Annotated in this window: 26 protein-coding genes and 1 tRNA gene; 13 read left to right on the forward strand and 14 right to left on the reverse strand. The window is 68.7% G+C overall.

Annotation, left to right across the window (positions count from 1 at the left end; translation table 11 throughout):
• Positions 1-17 precede the first annotated feature (17 nt).
• Both HWV07_RS01175 and HWV07_RS01180 read left to right on the forward strand, forming a co-directional pair.
• Complete coding sequence (locus tag HWV07_RS01175; RefSeq protein ID WP_178332538.1) at positions 18-518, forward strand: winged helix-turn-helix domain-containing protein; 501 nt, start codon at positions 18-20, stop codon at positions 516-518.
• Between the two features lie 51 nt (positions 519-569).
• Positions 570-1,061 (forward strand): phosphopantetheine adenylyltransferase, encoded by a 492-nt coding sequence (locus HWV07_RS01180; RefSeq protein WP_178332539.1) that lies wholly within the window; start codon positions 570-572, stop codon positions 1,059-1,061.
• A 24-nt stretch (positions 1,062-1,085) separates the two neighbouring features.
• Here the strand turns inward: HWV07_RS01180 and HWV07_RS01185 are convergent, their stop codons facing one another.
• Positions 1,086-1,394 (reverse strand): cyclin family protein, encoded by a 309-nt coding sequence (locus tag HWV07_RS01185; protein WP_178332540.1) that lies wholly within the window; start codon positions 1,392-1,394, stop codon positions 1,086-1,088.
• Between the two features lie 118 nt (positions 1,395-1,512).
• On the opposite strand from HWV07_RS01185, the gene HWV07_RS01190 reads away from it, so the two are divergent.
• From HWV07_RS01190 to HWV07_RS01200, 3 genes are all read left to right on the forward strand, one after another.
• Positions 1,513-1,977 carry an MOSC domain-containing protein gene (locus tag HWV07_RS01190; RefSeq protein ID WP_211694270.1) on the forward strand — a complete coding sequence of 155 codons (465 nt, stop codon included), beginning with the start codon at positions 1,513-1,515 and terminating at the stop codon, positions 1,975-1,977.
• A gap of 39 nt (positions 1,978-2,016) precedes the next feature.
• Positions 2,017-2,101 (forward strand) — tRNA-Leu (locus HWV07_RS01195).
• Positions 2,102-2,458: 357 nt separating this feature from the next.
• Positions 2,459-3,106 carry a hypothetical protein gene (locus HWV07_RS01200; protein ID WP_178332542.1) on the forward strand — a complete coding sequence of 216 codons (648 nt, stop codon included), beginning with the start codon at positions 2,459-2,461 and terminating at the stop codon, positions 3,104-3,106.
• A 65-nt stretch (positions 3,107-3,171) separates the two neighbouring features.
• On the opposite strand, the gene HWV07_RS01205 is transcribed toward HWV07_RS01200, so the two are convergent.
• On the reverse strand, positions 3,172-4,020 hold the full coding sequence (locus HWV07_RS01205) for a hypothetical protein (RefSeq protein WP_178332543.1): 849 nt from the start codon (positions 4,018-4,020) through the stop codon (positions 3,172-3,174).
• A 139-nt stretch (positions 4,021-4,159) separates the two neighbouring features.
• Between HWV07_RS01205 and HWV07_RS19695 the strand changes: the two genes are divergently transcribed.
• The gene (locus tag HWV07_RS19695) at positions 4,160-4,564 is read left to right on the forward strand and encodes a hypothetical protein (protein WP_246279805.1); all 405 of its coding nucleotides are present in this window, start codon (positions 4,160-4,162) and stop codon (positions 4,562-4,564) included.
• A gap of 15 nt (positions 4,565-4,579) precedes the next feature.
• Here the strand turns inward: HWV07_RS19695 and HWV07_RS01215 are convergent, their stop codons facing one another.
• Positions 4,580-5,314 (reverse strand): esterase/lipase family protein, encoded by a 735-nt coding sequence (locus HWV07_RS01215; protein WP_178332544.1) that lies wholly within the window; start codon positions 5,312-5,314, stop codon positions 4,580-4,582.
• Positions 5,315-5,448: 134 nt separating this feature from the next.
• Here HWV07_RS01215 and HWV07_RS01220 point away from each other — a divergent pair, with 134 nt between their 5' ends.
• A complete protein-coding gene (locus HWV07_RS01220; protein ID WP_178332545.1) occupies positions 5,449-6,078 on the forward strand; it encodes an FAD-dependent oxidoreductase in 630 nt (209 codons plus the stop codon).
• A gap of 66 nt (positions 6,079-6,144) precedes the next feature.
• Positions 6,145-6,711, forward strand: a complete 567-nt coding sequence (locus tag HWV07_RS01225) for a type 1 glutamine amidotransferase domain-containing protein (protein ID WP_178332546.1) — start codon at positions 6,145-6,147, stop codon at positions 6,709-6,711.
• Between the two features lie 14 nt (positions 6,712-6,725).
• Here the strand turns inward: HWV07_RS01225 and HWV07_RS01230 are convergent, their stop codons facing one another.
• Positions 6,726-8,159, reverse strand: a complete 1,434-nt coding sequence (locus HWV07_RS01230) for an NAD(P)/FAD-dependent oxidoreductase (RefSeq protein ID WP_178332547.1) — start codon at positions 8,157-8,159, stop codon at positions 6,726-6,728.
• Between the two features lie 211 nt (positions 8,160-8,370).
• Between HWV07_RS01230 and HWV07_RS01235 the strand changes: the two genes are divergently transcribed.
• Positions 8,371-9,591 carry a hypothetical protein gene (locus tag HWV07_RS01235; RefSeq protein ID WP_178332548.1) on the forward strand — a complete coding sequence of 407 codons (1,221 nt, stop codon included), beginning with the start codon at positions 8,371-8,373 and terminating at the stop codon, positions 9,589-9,591.
• A gap of 1 nt (position 9,592) precedes the next feature.
• Here HWV07_RS01235 and HWV07_RS01240 read toward each other — a convergent pair whose 3' ends face one another.
• Positions 9,593-10,126 (reverse strand): hypothetical protein, encoded by a 534-nt coding sequence (locus tag HWV07_RS01240; protein WP_178332549.1) that lies wholly within the window; start codon positions 10,124-10,126, stop codon positions 9,593-9,595.
• A gap of 175 nt (positions 10,127-10,301) precedes the next feature.
• Between HWV07_RS01240 and dacZ the strand changes: the two genes are divergently transcribed.
• On the forward strand, positions 10,302-11,111 hold the full coding sequence (dacZ, locus tag HWV07_RS01245) for a diadenylate cyclase DacZ (protein ID WP_178332550.1): 810 nt from the start codon (positions 10,302-10,304) through the stop codon (positions 11,109-11,111).
• A complete protein-coding gene (locus HWV07_RS01250; RefSeq protein ID WP_178332551.1) occupies positions 11,111-11,902 on the forward strand; it encodes a mechanosensitive ion channel domain-containing protein in 792 nt (263 codons plus the stop codon). Before dacZ ends, HWV07_RS01250 begins: the two co-directional genes overlap by 1 nt.
• 35 nt (positions 11,903-11,937) lie before the next feature.
• On the opposite strand, the gene HWV07_RS01255 is transcribed toward HWV07_RS01250, so the two are convergent.
• Positions 11,938-12,153, reverse strand: coding sequence for a hypothetical protein (locus tag HWV07_RS01255; protein ID WP_178332552.1), 216 nt, complete (start codon positions 12,151-12,153; stop codon positions 11,938-11,940).
• A 1-nt stretch (position 12,154) separates the two neighbouring features.
• Positions 12,155-12,448, reverse strand: a complete 294-nt coding sequence (locus tag HWV07_RS01260) for a hypothetical protein (protein WP_178332553.1) — start codon at positions 12,446-12,448, stop codon at positions 12,155-12,157.
• Between the two features lie 158 nt (positions 12,449-12,606).
• Here HWV07_RS01260 and HWV07_RS01265 point away from each other — a divergent pair, with 158 nt between their 5' ends.
• Positions 12,607-12,870: a hypothetical protein gene (locus tag HWV07_RS01265; protein ID WP_178332554.1), complete on the forward strand. Its 264-nt coding sequence runs from the start codon at positions 12,607-12,609 to the stop codon at positions 12,868-12,870.
• A 3-nt stretch (positions 12,871-12,873) separates the two neighbouring features.
• On the opposite strand, the gene HWV07_RS01270 is transcribed toward HWV07_RS01265, so the two are convergent.
• The 3 genes from HWV07_RS01270 to HWV07_RS01280 form a co-directional block, all read right to left on the reverse strand.
• Positions 12,874-13,440: an acyltransferase gene (locus HWV07_RS01270; RefSeq protein WP_246279806.1), complete on the reverse strand. Its 567-nt coding sequence runs from the start codon at positions 13,438-13,440 to the stop codon at positions 12,874-12,876.
• Between the two features lie 31 nt (positions 13,441-13,471).
• The gene (locus HWV07_RS01275; protein ID WP_178335957.1) at positions 13,472-15,415 is read right to left on the reverse strand and encodes a DEAD/DEAH box helicase; all 1,944 of its coding nucleotides are present in this window, start codon (positions 15,413-15,415) and stop codon (positions 13,472-13,474) included.
• 261 nt (positions 15,416-15,676) lie between these two features.
• Positions 15,677-15,970, reverse strand: a complete 294-nt coding sequence (locus tag HWV07_RS01280) for a DUF7969 family protein (protein ID WP_178332556.1) — start codon at positions 15,968-15,970, stop codon at positions 15,677-15,679.
• 80 nt (positions 15,971-16,050) lie between these two features.
• On the opposite strand from HWV07_RS01280, the gene HWV07_RS01285 reads away from it, so the two are divergent.
• Positions 16,051-16,902 carry an eIF2B alpha/beta/delta subunit family protein gene (locus HWV07_RS01285; protein ID WP_178332557.1) on the forward strand — a complete coding sequence of 284 codons (852 nt, stop codon included), beginning with the start codon at positions 16,051-16,053 and terminating at the stop codon, positions 16,900-16,902.
• Here HWV07_RS01285 and HWV07_RS01290 read toward each other — a convergent pair.
• The 4 genes from HWV07_RS01290 to HWV07_RS01305 all read right to left on the reverse strand — a co-directional run bounded on the left by HWV07_RS01290 (position 16,861) and on the right by HWV07_RS01305 (position 20,734).
• Positions 16,861-17,139, reverse strand: coding sequence for a DUF8106 domain-containing protein (locus HWV07_RS01290; protein ID WP_178332558.1), 279 nt, complete (start codon positions 17,137-17,139; stop codon positions 16,861-16,863). The genes HWV07_RS01285 and HWV07_RS01290 overlap by 42 nt on opposite strands.
• 105 nt (positions 17,140-17,244) lie before the next feature.
• Positions 17,245-19,518, reverse strand: a complete 2,274-nt coding sequence (locus HWV07_RS01295) for a CDC48 family AAA ATPase (protein WP_178332559.1) — start codon at positions 19,516-19,518, stop codon at positions 17,245-17,247.
• A 1-nt stretch (position 19,519) separates the two neighbouring features.
• Entirely contained in the window at positions 19,520-19,756 is a 237-nt protein-coding gene (locus HWV07_RS01300) for a DUF7127 family protein (RefSeq protein ID WP_178332560.1), read from the reverse strand.
• 132 nt (positions 19,757-19,888) lie between these two features.
• A complete protein-coding gene (locus tag HWV07_RS01305; RefSeq protein WP_178332561.1) occupies positions 19,889-20,734 on the reverse strand; it encodes a M48 family metalloprotease in 846 nt (281 codons plus the stop codon).
• Positions 20,735-20,741: the final 7 nt, after the last annotated feature.

Genomic DNA, 20,741 nt, shown 5'->3' on the forward strand with positions numbered 1-20,741 from the left:
CCGATTGATTACGACGTATGTCTACCGATGAACCAGCGGATGACGGGAGCCCTGAACCCGTCGAGGGGGACGAGGGTGTGCGCGGGAAACTCGAAGAGGAGGCCGAGCGGGCGGCCAACGAGTTCGACGACGGGATCGTCGACCTGCTCGCGTGGGTGCTCGACACCGAGACGCGTGCGCGCATCTACGTCTACCTCCGGCAGAACCCGGGCAGCACGAGCCAGGAGATCGCGGAGGGGACCGGCCTCTACCCGAGCACCGTCCGCGAGGCGCTCGCGGAACTGAACGGCGAGGAGAAGGTCCAGCGCAGCAAGCGGGAGTCCAGCGGCGCCGGCAACAACCCCTACGAGTACACGGCCATCGCGCCGAGCGACCTCGTCGCCAGCATCGTCGAGGACGTCCAGTCGGAGCTGAACACGGTGTTCAACCTGGACGCCCACCTCGGGCTCTCCAGCGGGGGGACCGCCGAGCCGGTCGACATCACGGTCCGCGACCTCGAGGACGCCGCCGACGACTGACGGACTGCCACCATCGAAGCCACTAAACCCGGCCCGCGCGTTCTCGCGTCCATGAAGGTCGTTCTGGGCGGGACGTTCGACCCGGTACACGACGGTCACCGGGCGCTGTTCGACCGCGCCTTCGAGCTCGGCGACGTGACCGTCGGCCTGACGAGCGACGACCTCGCGCCGAAGACGCGGAGCGTCGACCGGCACGTCCGCCCGTTCGACGAGCGACGCGAGGACCTCGAGGCCGAACTCGCGTCCCTCGCCGCGGAGTACGACCGCGAGTACGAGGTCCGCGAGCTGACCGAGCCGACCGGCATCGCCACCGAACCCGGCTTCGACGTCCTCATCGTCTCCCCGGAGACCGAGGACGGCGGCCGGAAGGTCAACGAGATCCGCGAGGAGAAGGGACTCGACCCCCTGGAGATCGAGGTCGTCGACCACGTCGAGGCCGAGGACGGCGACATCATCTCCTCGACGCGCATCGTCTCAGGAGAGATCGACGAGCACGGCAACCTCACGCCAGAGCGCGAGGGGCGCCCGCCGGCAGGAGAATAGGGTCTCCGACGCCGTACCTCCGTCCTACCACTTCGGCGGTTCGAGCCCCGCCTCCTCCAGCAGGTCCTTCCAGCGCTGCTGGACGGTCAACCGGGAGACACCTGCGGCCTCCGCGACGTCCGACTGCGAGCGCCGGTCGCCGGCGATGAGCGCGCCGGCGTAGACGCTCGCCGCCACCGTCGCCTTCTTCGAGCGGTCCTGCTCCGGGACGGTCGAGAGGAACAGGTCCGTCGCCCGGGACTTCGCGTCTCCGCTCAGGTCCAGCCGCTCGGCCGTCTCGTCGATGGCGGCGAGCCACTCCTCGTTCTCGACCTGGTCGCGGGCGCGGTACACGCCCCTCTCTCCGTCGCGGAGCTACATAAACGGTCGGCGCGGGACGTATGTGGTCGGCGCCCCTATATCGGTCGTGCGCGTCGAATCCATCTTCGTCTCCGAGGCCGCCGGCGAGCCGATGGAGTCTCGCGACTCCGTCGCGGCTGTCCACGGCGGCCTGGAGGGCGACCGCTACTGCACCGGCCGCGGCTACTACTCGCCGTTCGACGTCTGCGAGGTGACGCTGGTGCAGGCGGAGGCCATCGAGGAGATCCGCGAGACGACCGGCATCGACCTCACCGACGGTCGCCACCGCCGGAACGTCGTCGTCCGCGGCGGCGACATCCACGACCTGTTGAACACCCGTTTCGAACTCGGCGGGGCGACCCTCGAAGGAACTCGCCCGCGGCCGCCGTGCCGCCACGTCGAGGAGGTCGCCGGCGAAGACGGCGTGATGCGGGCGCTGATGGACGGGCGCGGCGGCATCTGCGCCCGGGTAGCCGAGCCCGGGTCGATCGCGGTCGGCGACGAGGTCGGCGACGTGGAGGACATGGGCAACTTCGAGGGGCTGGTGGCCAACATCCGCGAGCGGGTCGGCAGGTAGCGACAGGTATTTTTGGTGGAGGGAGGAACCGTGGAGTGCGCGCGGGTAACCGAGCCAGGCCAAAGGTGCAGCGCTTAGGACGCTGTCCTGTAGAGGTCCGCCGGTTCAAATCCGGTCCCGCGCATACTGCCTCGAACGAACGTGAGAGGCATGTATGCGCACTGAGGATTTGAACCCTGGAAGACGCAGCCCGCGCAGCGAAGCGAGCAGGAACGTCTTCCTCCGGTTCAAATCCGGTCCCGCGCACTCCCACTTTTTACTCGTCGGGTTTCCTCGCTCGCTACGCTCGCTGCGGGAACCACTCCTCGCAAAAACTTGGGGCAAAACTCCCCGGCGGCTCACTTCGTTCGCCGCCGGTGAACCGCGCTCGCTACGCTCGCGCGGATGCTCGCCTGTCCTCATGAGACCAGATTTGCTGGTTATGAGTTTATAGCGTCCAATCTGGGGAACAGTCAAGCGTAGGAGCTCCCTGAATACGGCCATGAGTGAATCGCGGAGTCTCGTCGGAGCCCTCGCCGAATCTTTCGCCGAGGTAATTCAGGACGTGGATGCCGATATCGGTGAGAACAGAACATATGGAGCAGGTATCGGTCCGCACGACGAAGACGATCAGATAGATGCGTTAGTGAACGCCGTCCGTGAACGGGACCTCTTCGACGGAACGATTGCCACGGCGAAAGCTGATGCGACGGCAGTACGATATCCGGGAGGGCAGTCAGCCGACCTATATCTTGAAGCGGATGGACGCTCGGAGTACTGCGAGGCAAAGCTCTTCAGATTCCAGAAGGCGAACGGCAATCCGTACGCCCAGGAGTTCAGCAAGGTGTTCAACCCCTACCAGGACCGTAACCCGCGGTCCTTCATACACGATATAGAGAAGCTGGCTGCCGCAGACATCCGGCATCCGAAGACGTTCCTCGGGATATACTATCGACCTGTCGACGGGGCAGGAACGGAGATTACGAGCAGGGAGATAGCAGACAAGTTCGCTGCCGACGTGGCCCACTGGACCGACTACTCCATCAGCATCGACACGGTCGCTCGTTTCTCGGACTTACAACACGAGGTCCACCATCGGGGTGCTGTCTTGACCTGGACTCTCGACGATCAGCCCGAACAGTTCTTCTGAAACAGCATCCTTCGCGATAGTCAGATCGGAGCTCCTCTCAAGTCGGAATTCGTCCCTGATGCTTCTTAGGCCGGACTCTCGAAGGGCTCCCGCTCCTCCTCGAGAGCGTCCTCCGTCCACTCCGGTTCCTCGATGGTCGGCGTTCCGGCCGTGATCTCCACCCCGCCGTCGATGCTGTACCGGTCCTCCGTCGGCGTCCCCGGCGGGGTGCCGTACTGGGCCTGGGCGTTCCGGACGATGCCGTCGACACCGGTGAAGAACGTCGCTAACTCCATCTCCAGTCGTTCGGACGTAGCCTCCGTGTGGCGAGCGTGTCGTAGCTCCGCCCCGTCGACGGTGACGGTATCCTGGATCTCGAACTCCGAGAGCTGGAAGAACGACATCAGGAGGTGTGAGTCGACGCGGTCGCGGTGTCGATTGGGATCGGGGACGTGGAAGTGCTCCGTCTCGCCGCCGTGGTCCGTCGCGACGTAGCGCGTCCCGTCGTTGTAGTCCCGGACGGTGGCGTCGGGTTCGGACTGGCGTTCTATCTCCTGGCGCTGGTAGACCACGCCGGTCTCGGCGTTCCGCCACAGCGACCGTCGCCACCGCCCCTCGTACTGCCCCTCCACGATCTTGGACTCGACGGAGAGCTGGAAGGACACCTCGCGGAGCGCCCAGGCGGTTTCCGTCACCAACTGCCACGCCTCGTTGCCGTCCAGGGTGGCGTCCTCCTCGGGCGGGTTGCCGGCGGTCGTGTCGAAAGTGCCTGCCTCAAAGGCGACGTACTCGCTGTCGATCGGGTCGGCGTGGTACCAGTCGTCGGGGTACGAGTCGGAGGGCTCGTCCTCGCCGCTCGAGACCGGGTCGAGGCAGCCGGCCAGGGGGAGGGACGCTGCAGCGGGGGCCGTCTTCAACAGGGTTCGGCGTCGCATGTCGGCACGTTCGAGGCATACAGCATGTATTTTGCCTCTAAACGTGTCGAATAGAAGCCTCACCGGGTCAGTATTGCCGCAACCATCCCGCACGCGACCCGGAACAGTCCTTTTCCGCGACACGGCCGAATCTCTACGAGTGACCGACGACATCACAGACCCCGACGCCGACGCGGAGACGGACACCGCGACCGACGTCGACCACGGCGAGGAGAACCCGGCAATCCACGGCAGCGAGTCGGGCGGCGACGAGTCTGGGGCCCAGGCGTCCGGCGACGACGTCCGGGCGATCCCCCAACTGGCCGACCAGGGCAAGCGCGTCGTCGACACCCACGGCGAGGACCTGGGGATGGTCTCCGACGTCGACGGCCAGACCCTCTACGTCGAACCCGACCCGTCGCTGACGGAGAAGATCATGAGCACCCTCCACTGGCGGGAGGGCGACCGCGACGAGATGAAGGTCCCCGGCGACCGGATCCTGCGCATCGACGACGAGGTCGTCCTGGACCTGGAGCGCGACTCGGAGTTCCGGTCGGAACCCTGAGCCCGCCGGCGGTGTTCAGTCGAGGTGGCGGACGTACTGGTCGAACACCCCGCGGTCGAAGATCAGCTGGATGTGCTCCTGGTACCCCGAGTTGATGTTCCGCCCCCGGGAGTCGGCGAGCATGTACTCGGAGATACTGGCGTACGAACTCGGGGCGATGAGTTCGTCGGCGTGCGACCAGACCGCGGTGTAGTCGACGCCGGGGGCGAGGCCGTCGTCGTTGAGTTCCTCGAGGAGCGTGCTCCCCGGGATCATGTCACGGCCGCCCTCGGTGCCGATGCCGACGTAGGCGACGTACGTCCCCTGGTGGGGCGTCCCGAGCGTGACGAGGTCGTCGACGCGGTCGGCGGCGCCCTCCTTCTCGACCGCCCAGCGGGTGTCGAGACCGCCCATGGAGTGGGCGACGACGTCGACGGGTCCGCCGTTCTCCGCCGCGATCCGGTCCAGTTCCCGCGCGACGACCTCGCCGTACTCGGAGGGCGAGTCCGTCGTGGTCCCGGGGATGTCTCCGAGACTCAGGACGTGGATCTCCTCGCTGTCGTATCCCACGTCCTGGAGGTAGCCGACGTGGACGTCCCACCACGGCGTCTCGCCGGTATCCATGTATCCGTGGACGAGGAGGACCGGGTCACGGTTCGTGCGAGCGCTGGCGCTCCCGAGCGAGGCGGCGCCCAGCAACGCCGTCCCGCCGGCCGCGGCGGAGCGGAGCAGTCCACGTCGTGTCGTCGCGGTCGTGTCAGAATCTGGCATTGTGGACCGCTTACGGACCGTAACCAAGCCTCCTTCCCCGGAGTCTGCCGGTGGATTAAGTACCTGCCGTCGGGCGGCGACGCGGTCCACCCCGAGACGCCACGTTCACTAGGACTCCGGCCCTCGACCGAGGCATGGACGGAACGGAAGTCGAGATTGTCGGCGTCTCCGACGTCGGACCGGACACCGTCGCACTCGCCGTGGAGGCGCCGCGGGACTTCGACGCCCGACCCGGGCAGTTCGTCCAGGTCCGGGCGACCGTCGACGGCGAGGCGGTCACGCGACACTACACTGTCTCCTCGCCGCGTGTGACGGAGACGTTCGAGATCACCGTCGGCGTCGACCCCGGGGGGACGCTGTCGCCGTGGCTGGCCGACGCCTCGCCCGGCGACGCCGTCGAGGTGGACGGCCCCTTCGGTCGCGTCTACTACGAGGGCGAGTCCCGGGCGGTCGTCCTCGCGGCGGGCCCCGGCATCGGCCCGGCGGTCGCCGTCGCCGAGCGCGCCATTCAGGAACGGAACGACGCGGCCGTCGTCTACCGGTCCGAGGCGCTCGTCCACGAGGCGCGGCTCTCCGGGCTGGCGCTCGCCGGCGTCGACGTCTTCGTCGTCGGCGAGGACCGCTTCGCGGACGCGGTGGCCGCCGCGGTCGGTGACGGCCAGACGTTCGTCTACGGGTTCGAACCGTTCGTCGAGGCGGCCGAGCGCGCCGTCGGTGGCGCCGGCGGAGACTGGACGGCCGCGAAGGTGGAGAACTTCGGCTGATTACGGGCCTCGGCCCTGCATCAGCAAGTCCAACGGTTACCCGCTCGAGGCCCCGAGATAATGGTGATGAGCGAATCCGAACAGCAGCGGCTGGACGGTGTATCGGTCGGCATCCTCCTGGCGCCGGAGGGTTCAGAGGAGGTCGAGTTCGTCGAGCCGAGGGACGCGCTGACGGACGCGGGCGCCGACGTCGAGGTCCTCGGGCCCGAGACGGGCGAGGTCCAGACCGTGAACAACGACCTCGAGGAGAGCGACACCTACGAGGTCGAGCGGGACATCGCCGAGGCATCTCCCGACGACTACGACGCGCTCGTCGTTCCCGGCGGGACGGTCGGCGCCGACAAGCTCCGCGCCGACGAGGAGACGGTCCAGTTCCTGTCCGAGCACGTCGAGGCGGGCAAGCCCGTGGGCGTCATCTGCCACGGCCCGTGGACGCTCGTCGAGGCGGACCTCGCGGAGGGCCGGACGCTGACCTCCTACTCGAGCCTCGAGACGGACGTGGAGAACGCCGGCGGCGAGTGGGTCGACGAGGAGGTCGTCGTCGACGACGGCGTGATCACCAGCCGCAACCCCGACGACCTCGACGCGTTCTGCGAGACGCTCGTCGAGGAGTTCGCCGACGCGGCCGCCTGACGTCCGCGATACCGCTATTCCTCGTCCCGACCGCTATCCGAGCGCCGCCGACCGAACGCTCGCGCGGCGTCGATGGAGTTGGAGACCAGCCGGCCCAGCGCGTTCACCGAGCTGTCAGGGTGGGAGCGGTCACCCAGCCGGGTCACGCCGGTCAGGTCCACGGTCTCGTCCGGGGACGCCCGGCGGGAGAGGGCGACTGCAGCACCCAGCAGCGAGTCCTGCAGCGTTCCGAGCACGGCCGGGTCGACCCCGTCGGGGACCGCCGCGGGGTCGAACGGCAGGTCCACCGCGCCCGGGTCGGGCCAGCCCAGCTCCCGGCGAACGAGTTCGGAGGCCTGCCGCACCTCCCCGACGGAGCCGAGGTGGCCGGCGCCGACGACGGCCTTCATCGCCCGCGCCGGGTCGCCGCCCAGGACGACCGAGCCAACCTGCGCGACGGCGCCGTCGCCGACGCTGACGACCCAGCCCAGCTCGTCGAACTCGTAGCTGTACCGCCGGGGCGGGGTACCGGCCGTCTCCTCGGCCACCGTCGATTCGTTGACCCGCCGGACGACGTTCTTCGCGGCGACCCGGGCCTCGCCGATGGCCGTCCTGGCGCTGGCGGGGACGTTACGGCCGCCGGCGTCGACCACCGCGGCAGCGTCGCCGACGACGAACGTCGAGTCCGAGACCTGCAGGTCCGCGTCGACGGGGAGCCGTTCGCCGTCGAGGGCCGCGGACCCGCGGATCCCGCCCGTCCAGACGAGGACGTCGGCGGGAATCTGGCGTCCGTCCGCCAGGTGGACCGAGTCGGCTTCCGCGCGGTCGATCGCCACGCCAGTCGTGACCGACACGCCCCGCGCCTCGAGTTCGCGCCCGATGGCGTCCGCGAAGACTGGGTCGAACCCCGGCGCGACCCGGTCGGCCATCTCGACGAGGCGGACGTCCAGCCCGAGGTCCGCCCCGCGGGAGAGCGCAGCCAGTTCCCCGGCCACCTGGACGCCGGAGAGTCCGGCACCGCCGACCACGGCGGTCCCGCCTTCGGCCGCGAGGGCTTCGCGTCGGATCCGCCGCGCGTGTTCGAGGCGCTTCAGCGGAACGGCGTGTGACTCGACGCCCGGCAGGTCGTAGAAGGCCGTCTCGGCGCCGAGGCAGACGACGCCGACGTCGTAGGTCAGCGTCTCCGACCGCTCGTCCCCGGCCGTCGACAATGCGGCGGTCCCACGCTCCGGGTCGACGTCGCGGACCCGGGCTCGCCGCACGGTCGCCCGGTCGAGCACGTCGTCCAGCGGGACGGTTATCGTCTCCTCGAGGTCGGGTCGGCGGACGACCCGGTGGAGTTCGTGCTGGACGAGGTGGTCGCGGGATTCGTCGACGACGACCAGTTCGACTCGCTCGGGGAGCGTCCGTTCGAGGCGGCGCGCGACCGTCAGCCCGGCGTACCCCGCTCCCAGTACCGCGACGCGCATGGTCGGTGGTGGGTCGCGTCCGCAATAGTCCCACCGCAGAATTTGCGCCAGCAGCGGCCCCAGGCGGCTCCAGCCCGAATCCCACGAGCCGGTTAGTCGGTGATATCCGGGGTCGACGACCGAACCGGGAGCGGTTAAGCGCGGGTTATCTCTCCGGAACGCACCTGCACGATGAACAGCCCTTATTTCGCGACTTGGTCAAAGATACTACATGTCACCCCCGGAGCGCACGTTCGGCCCCATCGGCTGGAAGGGACTCTTCGGCGACGACGAGTCCGACGATGCGGTCGCCGACGGGTCGAACGACGACGAGCCTGCTGTCAACGACGAGGGCCACGTGGCCGATCCGGACCTGTCCAGCGCGGAGGAAGCGATCGCAGACGAACCGTCGCGCCGGTCCGACGACCGCGAGACGACCGGCGGAACAGCCCCCACCGGGTCGTCCTCGAGCGTCGGCGACCAGGTGCGCGAGGAGCGGTCGCGTAGCGCCCGAGAGTTCTCCGAGGGCAGACCGACCGCGGCCGGAACCGACGACGACGTCTCCGGTCGTCCCGCGGATACCGAGCGCACTGCGGGCGAACGCCAGGAGACCGACAACTCGAACCTCTGGGTGAACCCGCTCGACGACGACCAGCAGGGCCGGGGAAACGCGACGAGCGGTAAGGCGGCATCGTCACCGACGAACGCCGGTACCGGTCGATCGGGAGATTCGGCGACGACGCCACCCAACGAGGCCCGGGTCAGAACGTCGGAGGAGGGGACCATCGACGAGTCGGAGTCGACCTCGGAACGGACGGTCGGCCCCATCGGACTGCAGGGGCTCACTGGCGACGACGCGACGGACGAGTCGGGGATCCGGAGGCGACGGGAGACCGAGTCGACGACGAGCACCGCGGGAACGCCGCGGACGACCTCGGAGACGTCCGGAACGCCGGCTATATCACCGACGCGAACCCCGGCCCGTCAGCGGACGTCGACCGACGAGGAGGACGGACTGCTGAGTCGGATCCCCTGGTCCATCAGCGTCACCGCTATCGCTGTCGGCGTCGGACTGCTCGTCTTCATCGACATCGTGACGATGATGGTGCCGCTGCTCGCCGCCATCGGCGCCGGCATCATCGCCGGGTTCGTCTCTGGTTACATCGCCGGCGGGACGTTCCGCGGCGCGCTGCACGCCCTCGCGGTCGGGATCATCGGCGGCATCGCGGTCGGTTACCTGACGGCGCTCATCGGGGCGCTCATCGGACTGTTCCTCGAGCCCGCGACGCTGCTCGGGGGTGTACTCGGCCCGCTCGCGCCGGAACTCGGAGCGTTCGGCGACTGGGGCCCGCTGCTCGTGATGGTCCTGGTCACCGTCCTGGTCGCCGTCGACGCCACCATCGGCGGGGCCGTCGGCGGGACGGTCCGCTCGGTGGTCGACCAGGCGCGCTAGATTACGACTCGAGGATGGCCCCGAAGACGAGGCCCATCATCGACCCGTAGACGACCCAGCCGACGACGGCGAGGACTCCGTTGAGGTTGAGCATCGGGAACGCCGTCGGTTCGCCCATCACGTAGGTCAGCCACAGCGGGACGAGGACGACGTGACCGATGCCGATCGCGAGGCCGTAGCCCTGTCCGAGGAGGTAGCAGACCGAGCCCATCGGCGAGAGGTGGACCATCGGCTGGAGCATCTTCTTGAGGATGCTGCTCCGTTTCGTCAGTGCCATGATCGAGCGGACGAACGGGTCGAAGGCCTTCCCGGCGTAGAGTTCGAAGCCGCCGGCGAACAGGACGCCGAGGCCGAACATCACGAGCCACGCGACGTCGTGGGAGGAGGACCCGACGATCTGTGCGAACTGTATCATCAGTTCGTAGGAGATGAGGTTCATCAACCCGCCGGCGAGGAGCGCGCCGAAGAGGCCACCGCCGACGATACCTTCGAAGTCCCGGACTTTGACGGGCCGGACTGCGTTTTCGGTCGCCATATTGTCACGTTCTACGTGGAGGGTCAAAACATCACCTCGACGGGCAACTAATCGAACCTATCCGGTAATCAACCGGCGGGAGAGCGGACGCGCGTCCGTCGCGCGTGCGTCCTCCGGCGGACCCGCGTCGGACGGCCCGCAAGACCTTTCTCCCGTCGGCGTGGGGGTAGGGGTGATGAGTGAACTCGGCGATCTTCTCGACGACATCGTGGCCGACGTCGACAGCGTCTTCCTGTTCTCGCCGAGCGGGTCGCGTTACTCGGAGTTCGAGGCGTCGGAACTACCGGTTGTCGTCGTCGCGCCGGAGAACACCGTCGACGCCGAGCGGTACGTCGAGTTGCCCCTGGAGTTCAACGACCTGGGCGAGCGTGTCCGCTTCGGGGTCGAGGGCGGCCTCGACAACGAGTTCGTCGAGGAGGGCGACCAGATCGCCTGCGCCGCGAAGCTGTTCTCCGCCGACATCGACACGGTCACCCGGGTCCGCGCCGGCGACTTCGACCGCTCGGGCGTCTACGACCTCTTCGTCAACAGCCGCGCCGAACCCGAGGTCATCCGCCACGTCCTCGAGGTCGCCATCGAGCTCGGGAAGAAGGGCCAGAAGGGCAAGCGCGTCGGCGCGCTGTTCGTCGTCGGCGACGCGGGCAAGGTGATGAACAAGTCCCGCCCGCTGTCGTACAACCCCTTCGAGAAGAGCCACGTCCACGTCGGCGACCCCATCGTCAACGTGATGCTCAAGGAGTTCTCGCGGCTCGACGGCGCCTTCGTCATCTCCGACTCCGGGAAGATCGTCTCCGCGTACCGCTACCTCGAACCCTCCGCGGAGGGCGTCGACATCCCGAAGGGCCTCGGGACCAGACACATGGCCGCCGGCGCCATCACCCGCGACACCAACGCCGTCGCGGTCGTCCTCTCGGAGTCCGACGGGCTGGTCCGCGCCTTCTCGGGGGGCAACATCGTCCTGGAGCTCGATCCGGAGGAGTACTGATGACCGCGCTCGTGGTCCGCGAGTGGTTCGAGGGGCTGTCGCCGCCCGGCCAGGACCTCATCGTCGCGGCGGGCATCGTCCTGGCCGGCCTCGTCCTCGCGGCGCTCGCCGCGTGGCTCGTCCGCCGCATCCTCCTGGCCTTCGGCGTCGACGAGGCCGTCGAGGGGACGCCCTTCGAGCGCACCGCCCAGCAGCTCGGCAGCTCCAGCGTCCGCCTGCTCGCGCAGCTCTGCGGGCTGTTCGTCTTCACCGTCGCGGCGCTGTACGCCACCCGGACGCTCGGCGTCGTCCCCTCGCAGGCGCTCGTCGACGAGATCAGCCGGTTCCTCCCGCGGCTCTTCATCGCGGCGCTGGTCCTCATCGTCGGGCTCATCCTCGGCGACAAGGCCGAACTCGTCGTCAGCGAGCGACTCAAGAGCGTCAAGCTCCCCGAACTGACGCTCATCCCCCAGCTCGTGAAGCTCTCGATCATCTACGTCGCCGTCCTCGTCGCCCTCTCGCAGCTCGGCGTCGCGACCGGCGCCCTGCTCATCCTGCTGGCCGCCTACGCCTTCGGCGTCTTCTTCCTCGGCGGCCTCGCCTTCCGGGACCTGATGTCCTCGGCCGCCGCCGGCGTCTACCTGCTGCTCACCGAACCGTACAGCATCGGCGACGAGGTCGAGATCGACGGCGCACGCGGCATCGTCCAGGAGGTCGACGTCTTCGTCACCTACGTCGAGGACGACGGCGAGGAGTACATGATCCCCAACCGGAAGGTGTTCCGGGAGGGCGCGATGCGGGTTCGGAACTAGCTGCCGAAAGCGGGGGATACGACGCTTCTCCGCACCTATCGAGGGTCGTCGTCCTTCAGGAGCGAGCCGGCGACCGCGACCGAGATCAGGATCGCCGCGCCTGTCCCAGACAGCCGGAGCGACAGTCGCGTCGAGAAGCCGAGTACCTCGCCCAGCATCGGCGTCTCGAGTGAGACGCTCCCGGCGACACCGAACGCCAGCAGGAATATCCCGAGGGCCGCGACGAGTCCCGCGAGGTCTTCACGGTTCATCTCACACGTACCCCCGCTCCCGTAGCGGCTGGCGGAGGAACCGGCGGTAGACCGCGACGTAGGGGAGCAGCACTGCGACGGTGAGGAGGACGGCGAGGAGGAACCGTCCGTAGCCCGCGGAGAGCGCGCCGGCGCCCGACCGTGGGACCATGGCCTCCAGTCCGACCGCGAGCAAGTGTTCGTGCAGCACGAGTCTGAACAGGGTCCAGATGGAGACGAACGCGACGATTCCAGGGACGAACACCGTGAGGAGGAACTCGTTGACGACGGCGCCCGGTTCGTTCGCGTCGTACATGGCTCGCTGGAGGGGAGGTCTCGACAAAAGTCCTGTCCGGGTTTCGGGAACTCGAAGCGGCGTCCCGGGCCCTGGAACGTGCCGCGAACCCCGGAGGCACGGTTGGAGGCGACTGCGGCCATCACCACGGATTTCACGGTGGCGGTCCCAGACCGGGTGTGCTCAACCTCAACCTGGACGATTTCATGGTCGAGTTCGAGGAGGGTAGCGTCAAGAACGTCGGCCCGACGACGAAGTCGGCGACGGCGAAGCTGTTCCACCCCGAGTCCGTCGAGGCGCGGGCGTTCGGCGACAGCCAGGTGAAGGTCGTCGCGGAGGACGAGGCGGGCAACGAGGTCCAGGTCGCGATGTTCCCCGAGCAGGTCGAGGGCATCGTCGAGGACGTCGAGGCGATGCGCGAGGAGAGCCAGGTCTTCGAGTAGCCCTCACTCCTCGGCCCTGGGATCGGCGTCCGCTTCCTCGCCGTCGTCGGCACCGGTTCCGACGGGTTCGGCGGGCACGCCGGCCCAGGTCTCGCCCGGCGGGACGTCCTCCGCGACGAGGGAGTTGGCGGCCACCTGCGCGTCGGCGCCGATCTCGACGCCCGGCAGGACGACGGCGCCGGCGCCGATCATCGCCCGCTCGCCGACGCGGACCTCGCCGGTCCGGTACTCGTCCTGCAGGAACTCGTGGCAGAGCAGGGTCGCGTCGTACCCGATGATGGCGTCGTCCTCCACGGTGATGAGCTCCGGCCAGAAGACGTCAGGCGTCGACTCCAGGCCCCACGAGACGCCGGTCCCGACGTCGACGCCGATGCGCCGCAGCAGCCAGTTCTTCAGCTTCAGGCTCGGCGAGTGGCGGGCGGCGACGATTACGGGGTAGTTTACGGCGAGCCGCAGCGGGTGCTTGGCGTCGGGCCAGGACTGCAGGGAGTTCCGCGGCCCCGGCGTCGCGTGCCGGACCAGCCGGTCGTGTCGCCTCGCGTCCCCCTCCGGGTCGTCGCCGTCTGTCACGGCAGAGGTATCGTCGGCGACCCGTTTCAAGTTACTCCTCGACGGTGTCGTCTTCGCCATCGTCTCCGGGCCCCTCGTCGGCCGTCTCCACCACCCGACCGTCGCCGAACGCGACCGGGTCGGCCTCCCGGACCCTGACGCCGCGGGCCGCGAGGTGCTGGGTGCGCTGGCGGGCGAAGTCCTCCTCCCGGGTGCCGCGGGTGGCCAGGACGTACATCCGGGCCTTCCCAACCGGGCGCATCGTCCGGCCGGCGCGCTGGGCGCCCTGCCGCCGGGAGCCGCCGAGCCCCGACGCGGCGATGGCGACCTCAGTGTCCGGCAGGTCGATGCCCTCGTCGCCGACCCGGGAGACGACGATGGTGTCCAGCGGCCCCGAGCGGAAGCGGTCGAACAGGCGGCTCCGGCGGGCGTGCGGCGTCTCGCCGCTGATGAACGGGACGCCGAGGGCCTCGGCGATGGCGTCGCCCTGGTCGATGAACTCGACGAAGACGATGGCCTTCGACCCTGGGTTCTCCCGGAGGATGGCCTCGATCTCCTGTACCTTCGCGGGGTTGGTGGCGGCGAGCTGGCGCTTCTCGTGGCCCTCGCTGGAGCCGTACTCGTTGCGGTGCATCTCGGAGGCCCACGGCAGGTACCGGATCTCGACCTCGGGCTCGGCGACGTAGCCCGCGTCGAACAGCGCGTTCCAGTCGGTGCCGATCGGTGGGCCGATGAGCGTGTAGATCTCGCGTTCGAGGTCGTCCTCCCGGATGGGGGTGGCCGACAGCCCGAGGCGGTGCTTGGTCTGGAGGTCGGCGCTCCGCCGGCTCACCGGACTGGGGATGTGCTGGCACTCGTCGTAGACGATGAGCCCCCACTTCCGGGAGTCGAACAGCATCCGGTGGCGGTCCATCCCGGCGGTCTGGTAGGTCGCGATTGTGACCGGTCGGATCTCCTTGGAGCCGCCGTGGTACTCCCCGACCTGGTCGGGGGTGAGGGTCGTGTCCGCGAGGATGCGCTCGCGCCACTGGGCGGCGAGGTCCCGCGACGGGACGAGGATCAGCGTCTCGCCCTCGATGTCGGCCATGATGCCCAGCGCGGCGACGGTCTTGCCCGACCCCGGCGGGCCGACCAGGACGCCCGACTTCGCGTCGGCGAACCGCTGGACCCAGTCGGCCTGGTAGGGGCGCAACTCCAGGGTGAGGTCGACCAGCAGCGCGTCGCCCGACTCGAGGTCGCGGTAGTCCTGGACCGGGTAGCCGGCCTCGTAGAGCGTCCGCTTGACCTCGGCGGTGCGGTCCTCGGCGACCCAGGCCGTCGCGTCGCCGATGCGGGCCCGCAGGACGCCGTCCTCGAGGTGCTGCTCGGCGACGTTGCCGAGCAGGTCCGGGCTCTGCGCCTCGAGGACGACGTAGCCGTCCTCGTGGGTCGCCAGCCGGAACTTGTGGGCGCGCTCCCACTGGCCCTCGACCCACTCCTCGAGGGCGTCGTAGCGGCCGCCGAGGACCGACCGCATCGTCGTCCGGAGGGACTCGTAGGAGTCGTGCGGCGCGCTCCAGACGTCCTGCTCGCGGACCTCGTAGATGTAGGCGCCCTCGCGGTTCGTATCGCGGAGGTGCGCGAACTGCGAGAGCTGTGCGCGCGTGAACTGCGTGGGCTGGTCGGCCAGGATCTCCCGGCGCTTCGGGAACACGGTGATGCGTTCCCTGGCCGCGGTCTCCCGGTAGTCGCTGGGGAACCAGACCACGGGGTCCGATTCGACGTTCAGGCGCTCGACCTGGCCCTCGTTGGCGAGGTCTCGCAGCGCCTCGACGGCCTCGGCCTGCGAGCAGTCGGCGACGCGGGCCACCTCGCTGGCCGTCACGACCGGTCGCGTCCGGTCCTCCAGGGCGTCGTAGAACGCAGCGACGTCGACCGGTTGCTCCTCCTCCGGCTCGCTCCGCCCGTTCGGAGCCTCGTCGGGCGCTTCCTCGTCGTCGGGGGCCTCGTCTATCACTGACTCCACGTTGGCGGCGAGCGACCAAAAGCCCACTTTTCGAGGGCCGGGGCTACTCGGGACCCGGCCGTCGGAGACGGCCAGGATCCGGCCCCCGACGTCGTGGCTCCAGTCGCCTCCGTCGGGTTCGCCGGACGAGCCGCGAAGACAGCCGGCGAGGCCGACTGCGGTCGTCCCGGCCGCGGTGAGGAGGGCTCTGCGTTTCACGCCGTGGCCTCGCGGCGACGGAGGCAAGCGCGTTCGCGATGGTCAAACGTGCGTTTAACGGAGGAAGTCGAACCGCGGCCCCTCGACGCCGGTGCCCGGGTCGACCTCCTCGCCGTCCTCGAACTTCACGAAGTTCAGGTAGTACGGTTCGCCGCAGCCCTCGCCGTCGGTCTCGGCGGCGCCGCAGACGATGACCACGCCGTCGGCGTCCTCGAAGTCCCCGTAGGCGTCGGCGTACTCCCACTCGTCCAGCGGCGCCTCGGTCACGCACTTGTCGTCGAGGTAGGCGTCCCGTTCGAGTTCGGCGACGGCGCCGCAGCGCGGGCAGTGGTAGGAGACCTCGACCATACCGGAGCGTGGCGCTGAACCGCCATAGGGCCGTCGGACGGTCCCGAAGGAATATGGGTGGGCCGGTCGACTGTCCCGGTATGATAGACGAGACCGTCGACGAGATCAGCGAGATGCAGACCCACTCCTCCTCGACGGTGGCCATCAAGGCGGCCGAGGCCCTCCGCGAGATGGTCGACCGCGAGTTCGCCACTGTCGAGGAGTACGTCCGGTCGCTGGAGCGCAACAGCAACGCGCTCCGGCGGGCCCAGCGCTCCCACGCCTCCCTCCAGAACACCCAGCGGGAGATCATCAGCCGGGTCCGGGACGCCGACCCCGAGACCGTCGACGAGGCCAAAGCCGAGACGGAGTCGGTCATCGAGGAGATCGTCTCGGCCGTCGAGACGGCGAAGCACGACGCGGCGTCGAACGGCGTCGAACTGCTCCCCGACGGGGCGACCATCCTGACCCACGACTACTCCTCGACGGTTCTGGAGGCCGTCGAACTCGCCGTCCAGGAGGGCCGGCACCTCGAGGTGTACGTCACCGAGGCCCGCCCGCGGTTCCTCGGGCGGAAGACCGCGCGGACGCTCGCGTCGCTGGACCGGGTGGACGCGACGCTGGTCGTCGACAGCGCTGCCGGCCACTACCTCGACGAGTGCGACCGCGTCGCCATCGGGATGGACTGCATCGTCGACGACACGCTGTACAACCGCGTCGGTACGTTCCCCATCGCGGCGACGGCCGCGGAACTGGACGTCCCGGTGTCGGTGTTCGGTTCCAGCGCGAAGATCATCGAGGAGGGGTTCGCCTTCGAGAACGACTTCCGGTCGACCAGCGAGGTGATGCGGGAACCCGCCGAGGGGTTCCGCATCGAGAACCCCGCCTACGACGCGACGCCGACGCACCTCCTAGAGAACGTCGTGACGAACGACGGCATTCAGAAGCTGTAGGACCGGCCGGATCGACCCGCCGAGGCCCTCCCCGCCGTCGCCCGTCGTCAGCCGGGGCTGGCTCACGACGAGGTCGCCGCACTCCGGGCAGGTGACGTCGGTCCTGGAGCCGTCGTCGTCCGTGCGGTCGCGGTGCGACCAGTCCCCGTCCAACGGCGCCTCGTGATCGCAGGTCGGGCAGAACAGGACGCTCTTCCTGCCTGGCGACCGGGCCGAGGGTCCACGTGCGGGGGTCATCGAGTGAGGGTTGGCACTGCGGTTATAAACGCCTTGTGTCTGTAACGGGGATTGAGGGCGAACAGCGGAAAATAGTGGTATATAGTGGCACCGAGGGCTACCGGACTACTGGAACGTCCGGCTGACCTCGGGTTCGTCCGGCTCCTGGCCGGGGCCGAACCGCTCTTCGATCTCCTCGTAGCGCTCGCGGGTGTCCTCGTCGACGCTGGCACGGACTTCGTCGAGGGCCGTCTCGAAGTGCTCGCGGGTCACGCGGACGTTCCCGACGCTCGTGGCGGCCTCCTCCGGGGAGACGCTGTTGATGAACTCCCGGGTCGCGGCCATCGAGGCCTCGCGGGCGACCGCCTCGATGTCGGCGCCGACGTACCCCTCCGTCCTCGCGGCCAGCTCGTCGAGGTCGACGTCGTCGGCCAGCGGCTTCTCGCGGGTGTGGACCTCGAAGATCGCCTTCCGGGCGTCCTCGTCGGGGACGGGGACGTGGACGTGGCGGTCGAGTCGACCGGGGCGCAGCAGCGCCGAGTCGATGAGGTCCGGCCGGTTGGTCGTCGCGATGACGACGACGTCCTCGAGCTCCTCGAGGCCGTCGAGTTCGGTCAGCAGCTGGGAGACGACGCGCTCGCCGACGCCGGAGTCGCCCATCCGCTGGCCGCGTTCGCCGGCGATGGAGTCGATCTCGTCGAAGAAGACCACCGTGGGCGCGTTCGCCCGGGCCTTCTCGAACACCTCGCGGACGCCCTTCTCGGACTCCCCGACGTACTTGTTGAGGAGTTCGGGGCCCTTGATGGAGATGAAGTTCGACTGCGCCTCGTTGGCGACGGCCTTCGCCATCAGGGTCTTCCCGGTGCCGGGCGGGCCGTACAGCAGGACGCCCTTCGCGGCCTGCATGTCCATGGCCTCGAACACCTCGGGGTACTCCAGCGGCCACTGGATGGTCTCGCGGAGCCGCTCCTTGGTGTTCTCGAGGCCGCCGACCTGGTCCCAGGAGATGTCCGGGACCTCGACGAAGACCTCGCGGAGTGCGGAGGGCTCGATGCCCCTCAGCGCGTCCTTGAAGTCCTTCTCGGTGACTTCCATCGACTCGAGGACCTCGGCCTCGATCTCGTCGGCCTCGAGGTCGAGTTCGGGACGGATGCGCCGCAGCGCGTTCATCGCGGCCTCCTTCCCGAGGCTCTCGAGGTCGGCGCCGACGAAGCCGTGGGTGCTGTCTGCGAACTGGTCGAGGTCGACGTCGTCGGTCAGCGGCATCCCGCGGGTGTGGACCTGCAGGATCTCCTTGCGGCCGGCCTTGTCCGGGACGCCGATCTCGATCTCGCGGTCGAAGCGCCCGCCGCGGCGCAGGGCCGGGTCGAGAGCGTCCACGCGGTTGGTCGCGCCGATGACGATGACGTCGCCGCGCTCGTCCAGCCCGTCCATCAGGCTGAGCAGCTGGGCGACGACGCGGCGCTCGACGTCGCCGGAGGTCTCGCCGCGCTTGGGCGCGATGGAGTCGATCTCGTCGATGAAGACGATGGCCGGGGCGTTCTCCTCGGCCTCCTCGAAGACCTCGCGGAGCTGCTCCTCGGACTCCCCGTAGTACTTCGACATGATCTCGGGGCCCGAGATGTTGGTGAAGTGGGCGTCGATCTCGCTGGCGACGGCCTTCGCCATCAGGGTCTTCCCCGTCCCCGGCGGGCCGTGGAGGAGGACGCCCTTCGGCGGCTCGATGCCGAGCTGCTGGAACAGCTCGGGGTGCCGCATCGGCAGCTCGATCATCTCGCGGACCTGCTCGAGTTCGCTGTCGAGGCCGCCGATGTCCTCGTAGGTGACCGAGGGCGTGCCGGCCTCGCCGGGGTGGCTACCGCCGCCGCCCTCGCCGGCGATCTGTTCGGCGGGCTTCTCGCTGACCTGGATCTCGGTGGAGTCCGTGACGACGACCGTCCCGCTGGGGTCGGTGTCGGCGATCTTCAGCGGGATGCGCTGGCCGCTGCGCGAGGAGAGCGGCCCCAACCCCAGTGAGAAGGGGACGTTCTGGCCCTTCGTGACGGCCTGCCCGCTGAGCTTGTCGCGGATGTGCGGGCCGATGTTCCCCCGGATGCGGAGGTTCTGCGGGAGCGCCACCGTGACCTGCTTGGCCGGGTTGACGTCGGCGGGTTCGACCTCGACACTGTCGTCGATGCCGACGTCGGCCTCCTGCCGGAGCCGACCGTCGATGCGGATGACGCCCTGGCCCTCGTCCTCCGGATAGCCGGGCCACACGCGGGCGACCGCGCGGGAGTCGCCGCTGTCGATGACGATGTAGTCGCCGTTCTCGAGGTCGAGTTCGTCCATAGCCGACCGGTCTATGGCCGCCAGCCCCCGACCCGCGTCCTTCTGCTTGAGAGGTTTGACCGTCAGCTTCATCTTATCGCTCCACCTCGACAGTGACGATTCCGTTGTTCATAATACCACGGGACGCCGTGGCAGGGACGTCGAACTCGTACTGCTCGTCGCCGACGACGACGATGGCGGTGCCGTCGACGAGGTCGACGGTGCCCTCGGCGTGGCCGAAGTCCGCGACGAAGAGCGCCTCGTCGTCGTACTCGTAGCGGCGCACCAGGGCGTCCGAGTCGCCTCGAACCGACTGCGTGTATTCTGTCATGCTAACTCTGAGTTAGTTCTCTTAGTATATATACTTTGCTACGGTAATCGCCGTACGGTATAGTATCAGTGGAGAGTAGTAGAATTGCGGTTCACACCGACCGCCGCCTGCCGACGAACCGGAGGGACCCGATCAGGCCAGGTCGGCGAGTCGCTGGATTCGCTTCTCCATCGGCGGGTGGGTGGCGAAAATGGCCGAGAGCAGGCCCCGTTTGCCACCGAAGATGCACATGGCGGCGGTCGACCCTTCGACGTCGGCGGCCTCCCGGTGAGAGCCGACCTCGGCGATGAGCGAGAGCGCGCTCGCCAGCGCCTCCGGGTCCCCGGTGTACTCGGCGGCGTCCTCGTCGGCGACGTACTCGCGGTACCGGGAGATGGCCAGGACGAACACCATCACGAGCATCTGGGTGACGATGCTGGCGAGGTAGGCGACGACGAACCCGACCAGCGGGATGTCGTCGGTCACCAGCCGGACGACGAAGAAGACGGTCAGCGCGACGATGGAGGCCACCGACTGCCCGAGCAGCATGAGCACGACGTCGCGGTTCTTCACGTGGGCGAGCTCGTGGGCCAGGACGCCCTCCAGTTCGTCCATCGACATGTGCCCTTCGTCGACCATCGCGAGCATCGTCTCCGAGAGGACGACCGTGCCCGCGCCGCGCCGCCCGATCGCGAAGGCGTTCGGCACGCCCATGCGGCCGACCTTCAGCGCCGGCTTCTCGATCCCCATCGCCGCCGAGAGCTCCTCGACGCGCTCGTGGATCTCGGGGCGCTCCTCCCTCGAGAGGGACTCCGCCCCGACGCTCCGGAGGGCCAGCTTCTTCCCGACGACGTACTGCACGCCGACGAACAGCACGCTCCCGGCCACCACGACCGGGATACCGACCAGCGGCGCGAACAGCGAGGCCACGAGGGCGTAGAATCCGAACAGGATCCCCATCGCCACCACCATCCGCACTTTGAGACCAGTATGTCTCATGACCGCG

Origin of the sequence: Natronomonas salina (genome assembly GCF_013391105.1) — an archaeon.
In the GTDB taxonomy this organism is placed as follows: domain Archaea; phylum Halobacteriota; class Halobacteria; order Halobacteriales; family Haloarculaceae; genus Natronomonas; species Natronomonas salina.

Excerpts from the sequence above, each read along its gene's own strand:
- HWV07_RS01175 (WP_178332538.1), top strand. The coding sequence starts at position 18 with ATGTCTACCGATGAACCAGCGGATGACGGGAGCCCTGAACCCGTCGAG.
- HWV07_RS01250 (WP_178332551.1), top strand. The coding sequence starts at position 11,111 with ATGACCGCGCTCGTGGTCCGCGAGTGGTTCGAGGGGCTGTCGCCGCCC.
- HWV07_RS01225 (WP_178332546.1), top strand. The coding sequence starts at position 6,145 with ATGAGCGAATCCGAACAGCAGCGGCTGGACGGTGTATCGGTCGGCATC.
- HWV07_RS01305 (WP_178332561.1), bottom strand. The coding sequence starts at position 20,734 with ATGAGACATACTGGTCTCAAAGTGCGGATGGTGGTGGCGATGGGGATC.
- HWV07_RS01230 (WP_178332547.1), bottom strand. The coding sequence starts at position 8,159 with ATGCGCGTCGCGGTACTGGGAGCGGGGTACGCCGGGCTGACGGTCGCG.
- HWV07_RS01285 (WP_178332557.1), top strand. The coding sequence starts at position 16,051 with ATGATAGACGAGACCGTCGACGAGATCAGCGAGATGCAGACCCACTCC.
- HWV07_RS01190 (WP_211694270.1), top strand. The coding sequence starts at position 1,513 with ATGGAGTCTCGCGACTCCGTCGCGGCTGTCCACGGCGGCCTGGAGGGC.
- HWV07_RS01220 (WP_178332545.1), top strand. The coding sequence starts at position 5,449 with ATGGACGGAACGGAAGTCGAGATTGTCGGCGTCTCCGACGTCGGACCG.
- HWV07_RS01215 (WP_178332544.1), bottom strand. The coding sequence starts at position 5,314 with ATGCCAGATTCTGACACGACCGCGACGACACGACGTGGACTGCTCCGC.
- HWV07_RS01255 (WP_178332552.1), bottom strand. The coding sequence starts at position 12,153 with ATGAACCGTGAAGACCTCGCGGGACTCGTCGCGGCCCTCGGGATATTC.
- HWV07_RS01300 (WP_178332560.1), bottom strand. The coding sequence starts at position 19,756 with ATGACAGAATACACGCAGTCGGTTCGAGGCGACTCGGACGCCCTGGTG.
- HWV07_RS01200 (WP_178332542.1), top strand. The coding sequence starts at position 2,459 with ATGAGTGAATCGCGGAGTCTCGTCGGAGCCCTCGCCGAATCTTTCGCC.
- HWV07_RS01280 (WP_178332556.1), bottom strand. The coding sequence starts at position 15,970 with ATGGTCGAGGTCTCCTACCACTGCCCGCGCTGCGGCGCCGTCGCCGAA.
- HWV07_RS01290 (WP_178332558.1), bottom strand. The coding sequence starts at position 17,139 with ATGACCCCCGCACGTGGACCCTCGGCCCGGTCGCCAGGCAGGAAGAGC.
- HWV07_RS01295 (WP_178332559.1), bottom strand. The coding sequence starts at position 19,518 with ATGAAGCTGACGGTCAAACCTCTCAAGCAGAAGGACGCGGGTCGGGGG.
- HWV07_RS01240 (WP_178332549.1), bottom strand. The coding sequence starts at position 10,126 with ATGGCGACCGAAAACGCAGTCCGGCCCGTCAAAGTCCGGGACTTCGAA.
- HWV07_RS01205 (WP_178332543.1), bottom strand. The coding sequence starts at position 4,020 with ATGCGACGCCGAACCCTGTTGAAGACGGCCCCCGCTGCAGCGTCCCTC.
- HWV07_RS01235 (WP_178332548.1), top strand. The coding sequence starts at position 8,371 with ATGTCACCCCCGGAGCGCACGTTCGGCCCCATCGGCTGGAAGGGACTC.
- dacZ (WP_178332550.1), top strand. The coding sequence starts at position 10,302 with ATGAGTGAACTCGGCGATCTTCTCGACGACATCGTGGCCGACGTCGAC.
- HWV07_RS01260 (WP_178332553.1), bottom strand. The coding sequence starts at position 12,448 with ATGTACGACGCGAACGAACCGGGCGCCGTCGTCAACGAGTTCCTCCTC.
- HWV07_RS01180 (WP_178332539.1), top strand. The coding sequence starts at position 570 with ATGAAGGTCGTTCTGGGCGGGACGTTCGACCCGGTACACGACGGTCAC.